This window comes from Paraburkholderia strydomiana, from assembly GCF_046030495.1.
Classification (GTDB): domain Bacteria; phylum Pseudomonadota; class Gammaproteobacteria; order Burkholderiales; family Burkholderiaceae; genus Paraburkholderia; species Paraburkholderia strydomiana_A.
This window is the reverse complement of the sequence record NZ_JAQQCJ010000027.1, coordinates 44,475-58,547: the sequence shown is the minus strand read 5'-3', so window position 1 is coordinate 58,547 and position 14,073 is coordinate 44,475. Positions and strand designations below refer to the sequence as shown.

13 protein-coding genes and 1 pseudogene are annotated in these 14,073 nt (G+C 63.5%); 10 read left to right on the top strand and 4 right to left on the bottom strand.

The features are described 5' to 3' along the window. Positions 1–53: 53 nt before the first annotated feature. The 3 genes from PQQ53_RS28295 to PQQ53_RS28285 all read right to left on the bottom strand — a co-directional run bounded on the left by PQQ53_RS28295 (position 54) and on the right by PQQ53_RS28285 (position 3,988). On the bottom strand, positions 54–1,289 hold the full coding sequence (locus tag PQQ53_RS28295; protein WP_408327747.1) for a tyrosine-type recombinase/integrase: 1,236 nt from the start codon (positions 1,287–1,289) through the stop codon (positions 54–56). 313 nt (positions 1,290–1,602) lie between these two features. Next, on the bottom strand, positions 1,603–2,898 hold the full coding sequence (locus tag PQQ53_RS28290; RefSeq protein ID WP_408327744.1) for a multidrug effflux MFS transporter: 1,296 nt from the start codon (positions 2,896–2,898) through the stop codon (positions 1,603–1,605). Positions 2,899–3,004: 106 nt separating this feature from the next. Beyond that, on the bottom strand, positions 3,005–3,988 hold the full coding sequence (locus tag PQQ53_RS28285) for an aldo/keto reductase (RefSeq protein ID WP_408141462.1): 984 nt from the start codon (positions 3,986–3,988) through the stop codon (positions 3,005–3,007). A gap of 153 nt (positions 3,989–4,141) precedes the next feature. Here PQQ53_RS28285 and PQQ53_RS28280 point away from each other — a divergent pair, with 153 nt between their 5' ends. Then, on the top strand, positions 4,142–5,047 hold the full coding sequence (locus PQQ53_RS28280) for a LysR family transcriptional regulator (RefSeq protein WP_408141461.1): 906 nt from the start codon (positions 4,142–4,144) through the stop codon (positions 5,045–5,047). A gap of 168 nt (positions 5,048–5,215) precedes the next feature. On the opposite strand, the gene PQQ53_RS28275 is transcribed toward PQQ53_RS28280, so the two are convergent. After that, positions 5,216–6,607, bottom strand: a complete 1,392-nt coding sequence (locus PQQ53_RS28275; protein WP_408141519.1) for an aminotransferase-like domain-containing protein — start codon at positions 6,605–6,607, stop codon at positions 5,216–5,218. Between the two features lie 129 nt (positions 6,608–6,736). On the opposite strand from PQQ53_RS28275, the gene PQQ53_RS28270 reads away from it, so the two are divergent. The 9 genes and pseudogenes from PQQ53_RS28270 (at position 6,737) to PQQ53_RS28230 (ending at position 14,072) form a co-directional block, all read left to right on the top strand. Next, positions 6,737–6,964, top strand: a complete 228-nt coding sequence (locus tag PQQ53_RS28270) for a hypothetical protein (protein WP_408327742.1) — start codon at positions 6,737–6,739, stop codon at positions 6,962–6,964. Between the two features lie 59 nt (positions 6,965–7,023). Beyond that, the gene (locus PQQ53_RS28265) at positions 7,024–7,506 is read left to right on the top strand and encodes an MSMEG_0572/Sll0783 family nitrogen starvation response protein (protein ID WP_028194136.1); all 483 of its coding nucleotides are present in this window, start codon (positions 7,024–7,026) and stop codon (positions 7,504–7,506) included. A gap of 18 nt (positions 7,507–7,524) precedes the next feature. Continuing rightward, entirely contained in the window at positions 7,525–8,571 is a 1,047-nt protein-coding gene (locus PQQ53_RS28260) for a Nit6803 family nitrilase (RefSeq protein WP_408153399.1), read from the top strand. Next, entirely contained in the window at positions 8,564–9,634 is a 1,071-nt protein-coding gene (locus tag PQQ53_RS28255; RefSeq protein ID WP_408141518.1) for an MSMEG_0568 family radical SAM protein, read from the top strand. The genes PQQ53_RS28260 and PQQ53_RS28255 overlap by 8 nt, the downstream gene beginning before the upstream one ends. A 2-nt stretch (positions 9,635–9,636) precedes the next feature. After that, a complete protein-coding gene (locus tag PQQ53_RS28250) occupies positions 9,637–10,221 on the top strand; it encodes an MSMEG_0567/Sll0786 family nitrogen starvation N-acetyltransferase (RefSeq protein WP_408327740.1) in 585 nt (194 codons plus the stop codon). After that, positions 10,218–11,204 carry a sll0787 family AIR synthase-like protein gene (locus PQQ53_RS28245; protein ID WP_408141457.1) on the top strand — a complete coding sequence of 329 codons (987 nt, stop codon included), beginning with the start codon at positions 10,218–10,220 and terminating at the stop codon, positions 11,202–11,204. Before PQQ53_RS28250 ends, PQQ53_RS28245 begins: the two co-directional genes overlap by 4 nt. Then, a pseudogene (locus PQQ53_RS28240) lies at positions 11,201–12,367 on the top strand (MSMEG_0565 family glycosyltransferase); the annotation flags it as partial. The gene PQQ53_RS28245 and the pseudogene PQQ53_RS28240, both read left to right, overlap by 4 nt. A gap of 36 nt (positions 12,368–12,403) precedes the next feature. Beyond that, positions 12,404–12,688 carry an MSMEG_0570 family nitrogen starvation response protein gene (locus PQQ53_RS28235; protein ID WP_408141455.1) on the top strand — a complete coding sequence of 95 codons (285 nt, stop codon included), beginning with the start codon at positions 12,404–12,406 and terminating at the stop codon, positions 12,686–12,688. A gap of 82 nt (positions 12,689–12,770) precedes the next feature. After that, positions 12,771–14,072: an MSMEG_0569 family flavin-dependent oxidoreductase gene (locus PQQ53_RS28230; RefSeq protein ID WP_408327738.1), complete on the top strand. Its 1,302-nt coding sequence runs from the start codon at positions 12,771–12,773 to the stop codon at positions 14,070–14,072. Position 14,073 lies beyond the last annotated feature (1 nt).

Here is a 14,073-nt window from a genome sequence, read left to right as displayed (position 1 = left end):
GTTATTCGGGAACGGGATGCGAGCCCGACGAATTCAGACCCCCGCCACGTGCATTACCAACCGATCCGATGCTTCTCATCGGTTTCCTTGTGACGCCGATCATCGTCGACATGCAGATACTGGCTGGTCGTGGTGAGTGACGCATGCCCCAGGTTGTCGCGCACCAGACGAAGGTCGACCTGCTGATCCGCCATGTTCGATCCCGCGCCATGCCGCAGCCAATGCGCGGAGGCCAGTTCGAGTTGATCAGCTCGCTGCAGGTACGCGTCGCCGCGAGCACGTAGTGCCTGCGCTGCCCCGCTGAAAACCTGCTTGACGATGCGATGCAACGCGGCACGCGTCAGCGGTTTGCGCGACTGACCGACCGGCAGCACGAGCGGCGTGTCTTCGTGCGGCGAAGGCAGTGGCGGCAATCCCTGTTGACGACGATAGGCGGAGAGTTCCGCCATCATTTCCGCCGTTGCAGGCACCAGTCGTTCCTTGTCGCCTTTGCCCAGCACCTCGAGCCACCAGCGATCGACGCCGTTCGCATCGCGACGGCAGAAAAACCGTCCCATCGTGTTGGTGCTCACCTCGGTGATGCGCAAGCCGCCCAGATAGAGCAGGGTGAAGAGCCAGCGCACTCGCACAGCGTGCTCACGCTCGCGATCCGTCTCTTTCGGCATGGCCTGAATCCAGTTTTTGACTTCGCGCCATAGCTCGGGCGAAAGATAGCGGGTGACGCGCGGCTTCGCGCGGCGCGCGCGCTGACGGGACAGCGACAGCGGGTTGCCGGCGAGATAGCCCGCCTGCACGAGCCACGCAAACATCACGTTGAGAATCACCAGCGCCTGACGTTGGCTTGTTGCCGAGAGCGGGCCGTAGAACGGACGCCAGCGCGGATCGCCACGCGGATGTTTGCGCCCGCCGTTTGCCGTCCATTGCGCGCTCGGTTGCGGATCGGTGAGAAAGTGCTGATAGGCGAGCAGGTCCTCGTGCGTGAGCGAAGACAGCGGCTTGCCCAATTGAAGCAGCGCCCACAGCAGCAGGCGCTCGGCTTCCTTGCGGTAGTTGTCGAAGGTGGTTTTCTTGTCGGCGAAACGGGCAAGCCAGGCGCGAATCGCGTCGAGATCGTGTTGCGCGGCGATCTGGGCGATGACGTTCTGAGCGCGATTGGTGCCGGCGCGGCCATCCAGGTTCGGGGGGATGACCAGCGTGTCAATGGAGCAGGGGGTTGGCAGAAGGGCGGTCACAGAGGACTCGGAGGTGGGAGTGTCGGTTGCGCACGTCGCCACGCATATTTTCAACATTATAGCCGTAATGTCAAATTAACTGGCCGGTAGCGTTGTATATATTGCGAAATACGTTGTATTACCAATGTATTAAGCCATGCGGCGAGCGGCCTGACGCGCCGAACGACGCGGATAGGTAGAGGGATTGAGGCAAAAAGGGACGCTCGCAACCGGAGCCGCAAACATGAGGGAGGAGCTTCTCCGACAGAGCACGTTGGCGCGATTCTCAAGTTGCCGGCGATGACGAGAAACGACGCCTGTTTGCCGCAGGCTAATGCTAGCCCTCTAGTGAACAGGCGCGCCAAACCCGATCGGCGAACCTGCGGATGACTCATCTGGCCACCGTTGCCTCACCGGATAGTGCGACATGCGGCGGCACGAGAAACAGCGCGCAAAGCAGACTGCCGATGCCCATCAGCGCGATCACGCCGCCCATCGGCCACGGCGTGCCGTCGGCGAAGATACCGACTAGCGCCGATCCGAGGATGCCGGTGCCGAACTGGCTCGCGCCGATGAGTGCCGACATCGCGCCGGCGCGTGCGGGGAATATAGCCAGCGCACCCGCAATCGCATTGGCGACGATGAAGCCCGCCGCCGAGACGAACAGGAAGAGGGGAATCACGAGGCCTGCCAGGCCGCCCCAGCCGGTCCATGCATCGAGCGCCAGCAGCACGCCCGCGAGCGCCGCGCCGAGCGTGCCGGCCCGCATCAGCCGGTCGCTGCCGAAACGCCGCACCACCCTCGCGTTGATCTGGTTCGTCAGCATGATGCCGACGATACCGACGGCGAACAGCACGCCATAGAACTGTGGCGACACGTGGTAAGCGGTGATGTACGCGAACGGCGTGCCGGCGATATACGCATACAGCCCGCCATAGAAGAATCCACCCGTGCCCGCGTAGCCAAGCACCCGGCGATGCCTCAACAATGCGCCGTAAGCGGCGAGTGCGCGCCCGAGCGATTCATGATTGCGGCGCGCCGCAGGGAGCGTTTCCGGCAGTGCGCGCAGCGCGGCGAGCGTCGCCAGTCCCACGGCGACCAGGGTCCAGAAAATCGCCCGCCACGACGCGACGTGCAGGATCAGGCTGCCCACGCTCGGCCCCAGCAGCGGCGCGACCGCCATCACCGTCATGAGCGTCGACATCATCTGGGCCGCGCGGTGGCCCGTGTAGAGATCGCGCACCATCGCTCGCGCCAGCACGACGCTCGCGCACGCGCCCGCGGCTTGCACGACACGCCAACCGATCAGCATCGGCGCGCTGGTCGATAAGGCACAGCCGGCCGAGCCAATGACGAAGAGTACGAGGCCGATGGCGATCGGCCGGCGGCGGCCGTAACGGTCGCCAATGGGTCCCCACAGCAATTGCCCGAGACTGAAGCCGATCAGATAGCCGGAGATCGTCAGCTCGACCGCGCCGGCGTCGGCGCGCAGCGAGAGCGCCATCGCGGGGAGCGCGGGCAGGTACAGGTCCGTCGAGATCGACGCGAACGCCATCAGCAGGCTCAGGATCGCGAGAATGCGCAGGCCGTGCTGATCGGCGGCGAGATGCGCGTCGGCAGGGGCATCGGCGTGCGCAGCACCGGGAGACGTTCTCGGCGACGCAGGGGATCGATTGTTCGACGACATGGTTCGAGATCCGGTTCGGCGTTTCTTTGGCGCCAATGACCGTCCTCCGCCGCCACGGTGGTGCGGCAGCGCAGGAGCACGGGAGCGACGCGGAAAGCCTGCGCGGTTAGCGGTCGACGCGCTGTTGCAGATGGGCCGGATAACGATCGCCCACGACCTTGATCTGCTTCAGTGCGGCTTCGATCGCGGACAGGTCGGCAGCCGACAATTCGAGCGCAGCCGCGCCCACGTTTTCTTCCAGCCGATGCAGCCTGGTCGTGCCGGGAATCGGCACGATCCACGGGTTCTGCGCCAGCAGCCAAGCGAGAGCGATCTGCGCGCGCGTGGCACCCTTGTCAGCCGCGATTTTGCCGAGCACCTCGACGAGGCCCGCATTGGCCGTGCGGTTCTCTTCGGAGAAGCGCGGCACCACGTTGCGGAAGTCCGTGGCGTCGAACGACGTGTTCGCGTCGATCGCGCCGGTCAGGAAGCCCTTGCCGAGCGGGCTGAACGGAACGAAGCCGATGCCCAGTTCCTGCAACGTGGGCAGCACCGTTTCTTCCGGCTCGCGCCACCACAACGAATACTCGCTTTGCAGCGCAGCGACCGGCTGCACGGCGTGAGCGCGACGGATCGATTGCGCGCCCGCTTCGGACATGCCGAAATGCTTCACCTTGCCTTGCGCGATGAGATCCTTGACGGCGCCCGCGACGTCTTCGAGCGGCACGTTCGGATCGACGCGATGTTGATAGAACAGGTCGATACGATCGGTCTTCAGACGCTTCAGCGACGCTTCGGCAACGGCGCGAATGCGTTCGGGCCGACTGTCGAGCGGCTTCTTCGAATCACCGTCCTGAAAGCCGAACTTGGTGGCGATGACGATCTGATCGCGAAACGGCGCGACGGCCTCGCCGACCAGTTCCTCGTTGGCGAAAGGGCCGTAGCATTCCGCCGTGTCGAAGAACGTGACGCCTTGTTCGAAAGCCGACTGAATCAGTTTGATACCGGCGGATTTCTCGGTGGCCGGTCCATAGCCGAAGCTCAAACCCATGCAGCCCAGGCCGAGCGCCGATACTTCGAGACCACTGTTTCCCAGTGTGCGCTTTTGCATATCCATTCTCCTTTCGACAGGTGACGAGCGGGGCGCGCATCCATGGGCGCGCAGAGCCGCATCGCTCGATGATCAATAGGGTGCAGCTTAGGCTGTTGGCCGTTATTCAACAATGCGTCTAGAATTGCATGAGGTTATGAAGGAAATTCACATATGCTGCGTGCCGGTCTGTCCGAACTCACTGCTTTCGTCGCGATTGCCCATCAGCGCAGCTTCAGCGCGGCCGCCCGTACCCTCGGTGTGTCGCCTTCGGCGCTCAGCCACGCCATGCGGGGTCTCGAAGCGAGACTCGACGTGCGCCTGTTCAACCGGACGACCCGCTCAGTCGCGTTGACCGAAGCCGGCGAGCAGCTGCTGCGGCGCGTGGGGCCCGCCATTGCGGACCTCGAAGATGCGGTGAACGAGGTCGCTTCCGCACGTGACCGTCCGTCGGGCTCGATCCGCATCAGTGCGTCCGAGTCGGCCGCGAAGTCGATCGTTCGGCATGTGCTGCCCGGGTTTCTTGCGATGTATCCGGACATTCACGTCGAGTTCGTCGTGGATACCCGGCTCGTGGACATCGTGGCCGATGGCTTCGATGCAGGCGTCCGCGTCGAGGAAGATGTGCCGCGCGACATGATCGCCGTGAGGTTCGGCCCCGCGATGCGATTTGCAGCGGTAGCGTCCCCCGAGTACTTTGCGCGCCATGAGGCGCCCAAAGCGCCGCACGACCTGGCGAAACACCGGTGCATCCGGTTCCGCTTCGAAAGCGGCGCGCTCTATCGCTGGGACCTCGAACATCACGGCAAAGGCGCCAGCGTCGACGTGGACGGTCCCATGACGTTGGGCAATATGAATGTGATGGTGGAGGCGGCGCTGGTCGGCATTGGCATTGCCTGGGTGCCCGATCATCTGGTCGCTGAACATCTCGCAGCGGGGCGGCTGATTCGGGTGCTGGCCGAATGGAGTCCTTCGTTTCCGGGATTGTGCCTCTATTACCCTGCAAACCGGCATCCGCCTACCGCGCTCAGACTGTTCGCCCAGGCGGTGAGGGATTGGGCCAACGCCTCTCGCGAATAGCGCGGTCGGGGCGTGGTTCGCTATTGCACGCGTGCGCGCGGCGATTGATGAATCGCATACACAAGGGCATGCACGTGATCAGCCTTTTTCCCTTGGCGCGCCACCTTTAACATGACCTGGGCCTTTCAATTCGCACCATCCGATCGTATCAGCGCCAACCAGGTTACTTCACATCACTGGCGAATGCAGAAGATGCGGATGCTCGAGCGTGTCGGCGATTGCGCGCAGCGCCCCCTCGCATTCGATCCGATTCTTCGAGCCTCCCAGACATACGCGCAGCGCGTTAGGTGGATTGCCGTCGGTCGAGAACGCTGCGGCGGCGACAGCGGCAATGCCTTGGCTACGCAACTGCAGCGCCAGTTCCGAAGCACTCCAGCCGCCTTCGCGAGGAATCGGCAGCCACAGATGAAAGCCGTCCGGATGCGCATCATAGGACGACGCGCCGAGCACGCGAGCGGCAATTGCCTGGCGCGCTTTCGACTCGCTGCGAATCGCGCTGAGCATCTCTTGCGCCGTGCCGTCGGTGACCCACTGTGTGGCGAGCGACACCGTAAATGGACTCGCCATCACCGTGGTCGCGCGCAGCGCGCCTGCCAGGCGCTGTGCCTGACGTGGAGTCGGCGCGTGCAGATACGCGACGCGCAACCCGGCCCCCAGATTTTTCGACATTCCCGTCATGTAGTAAGTCAGCTCAGGCGCGAAACTCGCCAGCGTGGCCGGTGCTTGCTGCGGCAACATCGCATATGCATCGTCCTCGATGATCGGGACGCTATAGCGCAATGCCACTTCGGCCAGCGCCTCGCGCCGCCTGTGCGTAAGCGTCAGCGTGCTCGGGTTTTGCAGCGTCGGATTGCAATAGAGCGCGCTCGGCTTGTCGGTCTTGCAGAGCGCTTCGAACGCATGCGCCAGCGGCCCTTCGTCGTCGCGCGCGAGCGCCTGCAAACGCACCCCCAGTTGCGCTGCGATGGCCTTGATGCCCGGATAGGCGAGCGTGTCGAGACAGATCGATGCACCTTGGCGCGCCAGCTGTGAGACGAGTGCGACGAGCGCGCTGTGAATGCCCGGACACACCAGCACGTTGTCCTGCGAGCAATGAGTGAGGCGGCGCTTTAACCACTCGGTGCCCGCCGCCTTGTCGGCCGGCGTGCCGCCGAAATCCTGATAACGCAACAGTTGGTACGGGTCGCTATTCGCCATCAGACGCGCGGCGGATTCACGCAGGAGTGCGGCGTGGTCAGCGGGCTCGGGGGGCGTGTTCATCGTCATTTCAATGCTGCTGCCACCGCTTAGCGGCAGCGTCGCGGTTCGGCCGCGCACGAAGGTGCCGCTGCCGGCGCGCGAATCGAGCAGGCCGCGCTTTTTCGCCTCGGCATAGGCGCGCGCCACGGTCGTGTAGTTCAGTGCCAGTTCGTCGGCCAGTTCGCGCAGGCCCGGCAGTCGGTCGCGCGGGCGCAGGCGTCCGGTCGCGAGATCTTCTTCTATCAGATCCGGGATCGCGAGATAGGCCGGTTTGCGGATTTCAGCAAGACGTCTGATCCAGTGGTGAGTCGGACTGCTCATGGTGTTCATGGAAATCGAAGGCCTTTGGGAAAGACATCACGCATGTGCGAATCAGCGCTGGAAAGTGATCGCATCGCGTGCTCTGTTTGATCGGATTGGTTGGATGGGCAACTGGGTCGAGCGTGGTGAATGGTTGCACCGGAACAGCGTATTTTCACCATCACGACCGCACCTGGCTGGTGCGATCGACGCCTGCCCGGCCGGGCCCGTTGGCCGATCTCGCTGCATGCAACCTTCGGGCCAGAAAATTTTTCGGGACGCCTCGCGAATGATTGTCTAGTTGATCGGAAAGTGATCGCATTGGTGGCGACCGTCATTGGCATGGCCGTTGCGTTAGTGGGTTCGGCGCAAACGTAAAGGGGCGCCTTGATATGACGCTTCATTTCCCCGTCCGGCAAATCACATTGGAGAGTGCCATGCCAGTTGTCAACAAACCGCTGCATCAGAAGGGCGATTACCTCGTCGACTACGAAGAGAAAGTCTTCGAGGACGTGAAGGCCGAGCCAGGCGAAAAGGCGCTCGTCACGTTTCATACGGTGGCGTTTGAAGGCTCGATCGGCTTCGTCAATCTTCTGCAAGCCACCCGTCTGCAGCGCAAAGGTTTCGAAACCTCGGTACTGCTCTATGGCCCGGGCGTGACGCTAGGTCTGCAACGCGGTTTCCCAACGCTCGGCGACGAAGCGTTTCCGGGTCATCTGAACTTCAACAAGCAACTGATGAAGTTCATGGAAGAGGGCGGCAAGGTGTATGCGTGCCGCTTCGCATTGCAGGCGCTGTATGGACATGGCGAAGCGTCGCTGATCGAAGGCATTCGTCCGATCAGTCCGCTCGACGTGCTGGACATCCAGCTTCTGCATCGCAAGGACAACGCACTGATCATCCACACCTGGACGGTCTGAGTACAGGCGGCCACCACCATGTCTGAAAAACGCATCGTTCGTGCCGCCGCAGTCCAGATTTCACCGGACTTCGAGCGCAGCGACGGCACGCTGAACAAGGTTTGTGAGGCGATCGACCAGGCGGCGCGCGAAGGCGTGCAACTGATTGTGTTTCCCGAAACCTTCGTACCGTATTACCCGTACTTTTCGTTCGTGCGGCCACCGGTTGCCTCCGGCGCCGACCACATGCGGCTTTACGAAGAAGCGGTGGTGGTGCCCGGCCCCGTGACGCAGGCGGTGGCCGAGCGTGCCCGCCTGCATCGCATGGTCGTCGTGCTCGGGGTGAACGAGCGCGATCACGGCAGCCTGTACAACACGCAGCTGATCTTCGATGTGGATGGGCAATTGTTGCTCAAGCGCCGCAAGATCACGCCGACGTTCCATGAACGGATGATCTGGGGGCAAGGCGATGCGGCGGGACTGAAGGTCGTGCAAACCGGCGTGGCACGCGTGGGTGCGCTCGCCTGCTGGGAGCACTACAACCCGCTCGCCCGCTACGCGTTGATGACGCAGCACGAGGAAATTCACTGCAGCCAGTTTCCGGGCTCGCTGGTGGGGCCGATTTTCGCCGAGCAGATTGAAGTGACGATCCGCCATCACGCGCTCGAGTCGGGCTGCTTCGTCGTGAACGCAACGGGGTGGCTGACCGAAGCGCAGATTGCATCTGTCACGAGCGATACAAATCTGCAAAAGGCGCTGCGTGGCGGCTGCAATACGGCAATCGTGTCACCTGAGGGGCAGCATCTGGCTGCGCCGCTGCGTGAAGGCGAAGGCATGGTGATCGCCGATCTCGACATGGCGCTGATCACCAAGCGCAAACGCATGATGGATTCGGTCGGCCACTATGCGCGGCCCGAATTGCTGAGCCTCGCCATCAACCAGCGGCCGGCTACGACAGTGTCGCCGATGCCGTCGCCGGGCAACGCGGGGAACGCCTCGTCCAGCACCGATTTCAACTCAACCATGGGATGCCGCGATGAATACCAGCGAGACCTTGCCGGCCGCGAGCCGGCAATTGATGACTGAATTGCAGTCGGTCGGCTTGCGGCTGGCCGATCCTGGTGCCGGCGTCGCCAGCCGGCGCGGCGGCGCGGGACCGTCCGATCACAAGGCAGTGACGGTGGATGGCGTGACCATCATGGTGCCGGTGCATACGAACACGGCGTGGCATTCGCCGTTCGTCGCCGCGCCTGCCGATGCAGACGGCACCAGCGCACTGTTGCGTGGCACGATTCCGATTGCGAATATCAGCTTTCCAAAGGCGCCGCGCTTTTACGCCATGCAGACGCTCGACGGCGTGCCGTACTCGCACATCGCAACGCTGCACAGCGCCGATGTGCTGGCGACCACCGTGCTGCAAACCTGCATTCGCTATGAGAGCCGCCGCAAGACGTGCAAGTTTTGCGCGATCGGTCAATCGCTTGCTGCGGGCCGCACGATTGCGCGCAAGACACCGGAGCAGCTCGCAGAAGTCGCGCGTGCGGCGGTGCTGTTGGACGGTGTCAAGCATATGGTGCTGACTACCGGCACGCCGCCCACCAGCGACCGTGGCGCGCAGATTCTCTGCGAGAGTGCGTTCGCGATCAGGGCCGCGGTCGATCTGCCGATCCAGGCGCAATGCGAACCACCGGACGACGATCAATGGTTCACGCGCATGAAGGCAAGCGGCATCGATACGCTCGGCATGCATCTCGAAGTGGTGACGCCGTCGTTGCGCGAACGCATCATGCCGGGCAAATCGGGCGTGCCGCTGTCGCGCTACATGGACGCGTTCAAGGCGGCGGTAGCCGTATTCGGGCGGGGGCAGGTGAGCACCTATATCCTCGCGGGACTCGGTGACACTGCCGAAGCGATTCTCGCGATTTCGCGCGAGTTGATCGACCTCGGTGTGTATCCGTTTGTCGTGCCATTCGTGCCGATCAGCGGCACGCCGCTTGAAGATCATCCGGCGCCGTCGCCGGAGTTCATGAAGTCGGTGCTGCAGCCGCTCGGCTCAATGCTCGCTGCGGCCGAAATGCGCTCAGCGGACATCAAGGCCGGCTGCGGCAAATGCGGCGCGTGCTCGTCCCTGTCTTCGTACGAGGTGTGATCATGTTTGGCGAAGCGATTGCGGGGGCATCGGGTGAACTGACCGACCACGATGTTGCGCCGGCGTTTTACACGCCGGCCGAATACCGGATCAAGTGGACCACGCTGCAGTGGGAAGCCGATGAAGCCTACAGGCTGCGGCGCGCGGTGTTCTGCATCGAGCAGGGCATCTTCGTCGGCGACGACCGCGACGAGATCGACGAGCGTGCACAGCAACTGGTCGCGGTGAGCTGTATTGCCGGGATGCCGGAGCAGGTGGTCGGCACGGTGCGGATCCATCAGGAAAAGCCTGGCGTCTGGTTCGGTTCGCGGCTCGCCGTGCACGCTGCGTTTCGCCGTCACGGCAAGATCGGTGCGACGCTGATCCGTCTCGCCGTGACGAGCGCGCACGCGCTCGGCTGTCAGACATTCCTCGCGCATGTGCAGAGCCAGAATGTGCCGCTGTTTCGCCGTCTGCGTTGGGATGTACTTGCAGAGGAAAGGATGCTCGGCCGTCCGCATCATCTGATGCAGGCGCAGCTTCAGCACTACCCGCCGTGCACGACACCGCGCAGCGGCTTTGTCACGCAATCGCGGAGCGGGTCATGAGTCTGGCGGATCTGGTCACGGGTTTGCGCGAAAGCCGCGGCTTTCGGCACAAGACCGATATTGCCGGCGTCGTGTCGTCGCTGGCGCGCCATCTGCCGGGCGGTGCCGGCGATCTCGGGCAGGCAGTGGCGGTAGGCGACGATTGCGCGGCCTTGCCGGATGGCGACGCTTACCTGTTGTTCGCCATCGAAGGCATGGTCAGCGACTTCGTGCAGGCGATGCCCTGGTTCGCCGGCTACAGCAGCGTGATGGTCAACGTCAGCGATATCTATGCCATGGGCGGGCGGCCGCTCGCGGTCGTGGATGCGCTGTGGAGCGACGGCGTCGACGCGGCGCACGAGGTGCTGGCGGGCATGGTGGCCGCCTCCGTGGCGTACGGGGTGCCGATTGTCGGTGGACACACCAATGCGCGAAGCGATCAGGCGCAACTGGCCGTGTCGATTCTGGGTCGCGCTAACGCGCTGTTGTCGAGTTTCAACGCGAGACCGGGCGACCGCCTTCTGATGGCGGTCGATCTGCGCGGCCACTTCGAGGAACCGTATCCGTTCTGGAATGCCTCAGTCGGCGCGCCGGCTGCGCGTCTGCGCGACGACCTTGAGCTACTGCCGCAGTTAGCCGAAAACGGGCTGTGTGATGCAGCGAAGGATATCAGCATGGCGGGTACGCTGGGCACGGCATTGATGTTGCTCGAATGTTCGCAGGTCGGCGCTCGCATCGATCTCGATGCGATCCCGAAGCCGGCTGACGTGCCGCTCGCGCGTTGGGTCACCGCGTTTCCGAGTTTCGGCTACCTGCTTTCGGTGCGTGAAGCGTACGTCGAAAGCGTGCAGGCGCGATTTGAGGCGCGCTCCCTCGCCTGCGTGGAGATTGGCACGGTAGACGCAACGCGCGAGGCGCTCGTCCATCGCGGTGACGATGTGGCAGTGTTGTGGGACTTCAGCGGCGAGTCGTTTATCGTCCCGGCCGATCAGGTGCCGCGATGAGCACGGACGCATTGCGGATCGCGCTGTTGACGCACTCGGTCAATCCGCGCGGCGGCGTTGTGCATACCCTCGAACTGGCGAGCGCACTCAGTGCGCAAGGACATGACGTCACGGTGTTTGCACCGGCTACGAACGGCGAGACGCTATTTCGCACGCCGCCATGCCGCGTGGTGTACGCGCCGGTCACGGACTCGCAGGCAGGCACCGTTGCGCTGGTCGATGCGCGCATCCGCGCATTGAAGCGGAGTGTGCGGGCGCACGGCCCGATGGCCTTCGATGTCTTGCACGCCGAGGACAGCATCAGCGGCAATGCACTCGCCGAGCTCAAGGGGGAGGGTGTGATACGCGGTTTCGCGCGCACCGTGCACCACCTCGATCACTTCGACGATCCGCGTCTTGCGGCATGGCAAGTACGCGCGTACCGCGACGCCGACCAGGTTTTCTGTGTGAGCGACACGTGGTCACGCGAGATGCTAGCTCGTGACGGAATCGCTGCGGTCACGGTGTCTAACGGCGTCGACACAGCGCGTTACACCTCGCAGGCGCTACCCGCAGACGAGGCGCTCAGGCAACGGCTAGGACTCGGAGCGGGGCCGCTTATCCTCGCGGTGGGTGGCGTCGAAGCGCGCAAGAACACGCTCGCGCTGCTGGATGCGTTTGCCCTGGTGCGCCGCGCCTTGCCGCTCGCCCAGCTTGTCATCGCGGGCGGCGCCAGTCTTCTCGATCACAACGCGTACACGCAGCGTTTTATCCGGTGCGCGGCGCAACACGGTTTGTCCATCGGACCGCACGAAAGCATCGTGGTCACAGGGCCGCTCGAAGATCCCGCGATGCCGGCTTTATTTCGGAGCGCGGATGTGCTGGCGATGGTGTCGGTGCGCGAGGGCTTCGGCCTGGTCGTGCTCGAGGCGCTCGCGTGCGGCACGCCGGTGGTGGCGTCGGCGATCGCACCGTTCACTGAATACCTCGACGACGCCACCTGTTTCTGGGCCACCCCCACCGACGCCCACTCGATTGCCGCAGCGCTGCTGTGCGCGATTCGCGGCGATAGTGCGACCGATTTTGCTGATGCGGTGCCTGCGCTGCTTGCCCGCTTTAGCTGGGAGGCTAGCGCCCGCCGTCATGTCGACGCCTATCGCGCGTGGCTCGCACACCAGCCGCTTGCCATTCACCAAGCCATCAGCAAAAGGGGATTTTCTATGCCTGTCATGCACTTCCGGATTCAATGGCCCGACGGGGACGAAGCAAACTGTTATTCGCCGTCGCAGGTGGTCAGCGAGTTTTTTACGCCGGGCCATGCTTATCCGCTCGACGATTTTGTCAGACGCTCGCGCGAGGCGCTCAACATTGCCTCGGAGCGCGTGCGGCAAAAGTACGGCTTTGCCTGTTCGGCGGCGATGGATCAGCTCGCGCAGATCGAACGGGAGGCAGAGCGCTTTCGCAATCGACCCGACGCGACCGTCAAGGTCGTCGAACTGCTCTAAACCCAGGATAAACCGTTGAACCTGGTGCGCCGGACGGCAGCGCCGCGACGGTGAGCCGATTCTTTACTTGCAAGGATGCATCATGTCGAACACAGCGCACTCCGTAAGCGCCGGGACGCGCGAGAATAGGCACTACAGCGTGCTCGTCGTCGGTGGCGGGCAGGCCGGCCTGTCGATCAGCTACTATCTGAAACAGGCTGGAGTCGACCACCTCGTCGTCGAGAAGAACACCCTCACGCACACCTGGCGCAACCAGCGCTGGGACGCGTTTTGCCTCGTCACGCCGAATTGGCAATGCGCGTTGCCGGGATATCCGTACTCGGGCAACGATCCTCACGGCTTTATGAAGAAGGATGAAATCATCGCGTATCTCGACGGCTTCATCGCGATGGTCGAGGCGCCGGTAATCGAGCACACACAGGTCAAACGCGTGCAGCGGCTGGACGACGGCACCTTTGCGGTCGCGACGAGCCAGGGCGATTTCACCGCCGATCAGGTCGTGGTGGCCTCGGGCGGTTATCACACGCCGATCGTGCCGCGCATGGCTGAACGCCTGCCCGCGCAGATCCTGCAGTTGCAGTCGTCGGAATATCGCAACCCGCAGGCGCTGCCCGAGGGCGCGGTGATGGTGGTGGGATCGGGGCAGTCCGGTGCGCAGATTGCCGAGGACCTGCATCTGGCCGGCCGCAAGGTGGTGCTCGCCGTGGGCGAGGCGCCACGCTGTGCGCGCTTTTACCGCGGGCGCGATGTGGTGGACTGGCTGGCCGACATGAAGTACTACGACATGCCGGTGGAAAAGCATCCCTTGCGTGAGGGGGTGCGCGACAACACCAATCACTATGTGACCGGCCGCGACGGCGGACGCGACATCGATCTGCGCAAGTTCGCGGCCGAAGGCATGGAGTTATACGGACGGCTCGAAGACCTGCGCGACGGACGGCTGCACTTCACGCCGAACCTCGCCGCCAATCTCGACGATGCGGACGATACCTATAACCGCATCAATGCGAGCATCGACGGCTTCATTGAAAAGAACGGTATCGATGCACCGCCCGGCGGTGTCTATGAGCCTGTGTGGCAGCCGCCTCACGAGCGTGGGACGCTTGAACTCGCAGGCAGTGGCATTACATCGATTATCTGGTGCATTGGCTTTACGCCGGACTTCAGCTGGATCGACGCCCCCGTGTTCAACGGCCGCGCTTATCCGGCGCACACGCGAGGCATCACGCCGGTTGAGGGACTCTACTTCATCGGCTTGCCGTGGCTGCATACGTGGGGCTCGGGGCGTTTCTCGGGGATCGCGCGCGATGCCGACTACGTGGCGCAGGCCATTCTCGCAAGCCTCCGTGAGCGAACGTCCTCTTGCGACACTGTAGAGCCTTGAC

What these genes read in the sequence shown, in the direction of transcription:
- PQQ53_RS28295 (WP_408327747.1), bottom strand. Translation starts at nt 1,289, where the DNA reads ATGTTGAAAATATGCGTGGCGACGTGCGCAACCGACACTCCCACCTCC.
- PQQ53_RS28290 (WP_408327744.1), bottom strand. Translation starts at nt 2,898, where the DNA reads ATGTCGTCGAACAATCGATCCCCTGCGTCGCCGAGAACGTCTCCCGGT.
- PQQ53_RS28285 (WP_408141462.1), bottom strand. Translation starts at nt 3,988, where the DNA reads ATGCAAAAGCGCACACTGGGAAACAGTGGTCTCGAAGTATCGGCGCTC.
- PQQ53_RS28280 (WP_408141461.1), top strand. Translation starts at nt 4,142, where the DNA reads ATGCTGCGTGCCGGTCTGTCCGAACTCACTGCTTTCGTCGCGATTGCC.
- PQQ53_RS28275 (WP_408141519.1), bottom strand. Translation starts at nt 6,607, where the DNA reads ATGAGCAGTCCGACTCACCACTGGATCAGACGTCTTGCTGAAATCCGC.
- PQQ53_RS28270 (WP_408327742.1), top strand. Translation starts at nt 6,737, where the DNA reads ATGGTTGCACCGGAACAGCGTATTTTCACCATCACGACCGCACCTGGC.
- PQQ53_RS28265 (WP_028194136.1), top strand. Translation starts at nt 7,024, where the DNA reads ATGCCAGTTGTCAACAAACCGCTGCATCAGAAGGGCGATTACCTCGTC.
- PQQ53_RS28260 (WP_408153399.1), top strand. Translation starts at nt 7,525, where the DNA reads ATGTCTGAAAAACGCATCGTTCGTGCCGCCGCAGTCCAGATTTCACCG.
- PQQ53_RS28255 (WP_408141518.1), top strand. Translation starts at nt 8,564, where the DNA reads ATGACTGAATTGCAGTCGGTCGGCTTGCGGCTGGCCGATCCTGGTGCC.
- PQQ53_RS28250 (WP_408327740.1), top strand. Translation starts at nt 9,637, where the DNA reads ATGTTTGGCGAAGCGATTGCGGGGGCATCGGGTGAACTGACCGACCAC.
- PQQ53_RS28245 (WP_408141457.1), top strand. Translation starts at nt 10,218, where the DNA reads ATGAGTCTGGCGGATCTGGTCACGGGTTTGCGCGAAAGCCGCGGCTTT.
- PQQ53_RS28235 (WP_408141455.1), top strand. Translation starts at nt 12,404, where the DNA reads ATGCCTGTCATGCACTTCCGGATTCAATGGCCCGACGGGGACGAAGCA.
- PQQ53_RS28230 (WP_408327738.1), top strand. Translation starts at nt 12,771, where the DNA reads ATGTCGAACACAGCGCACTCCGTAAGCGCCGGGACGCGCGAGAATAGG.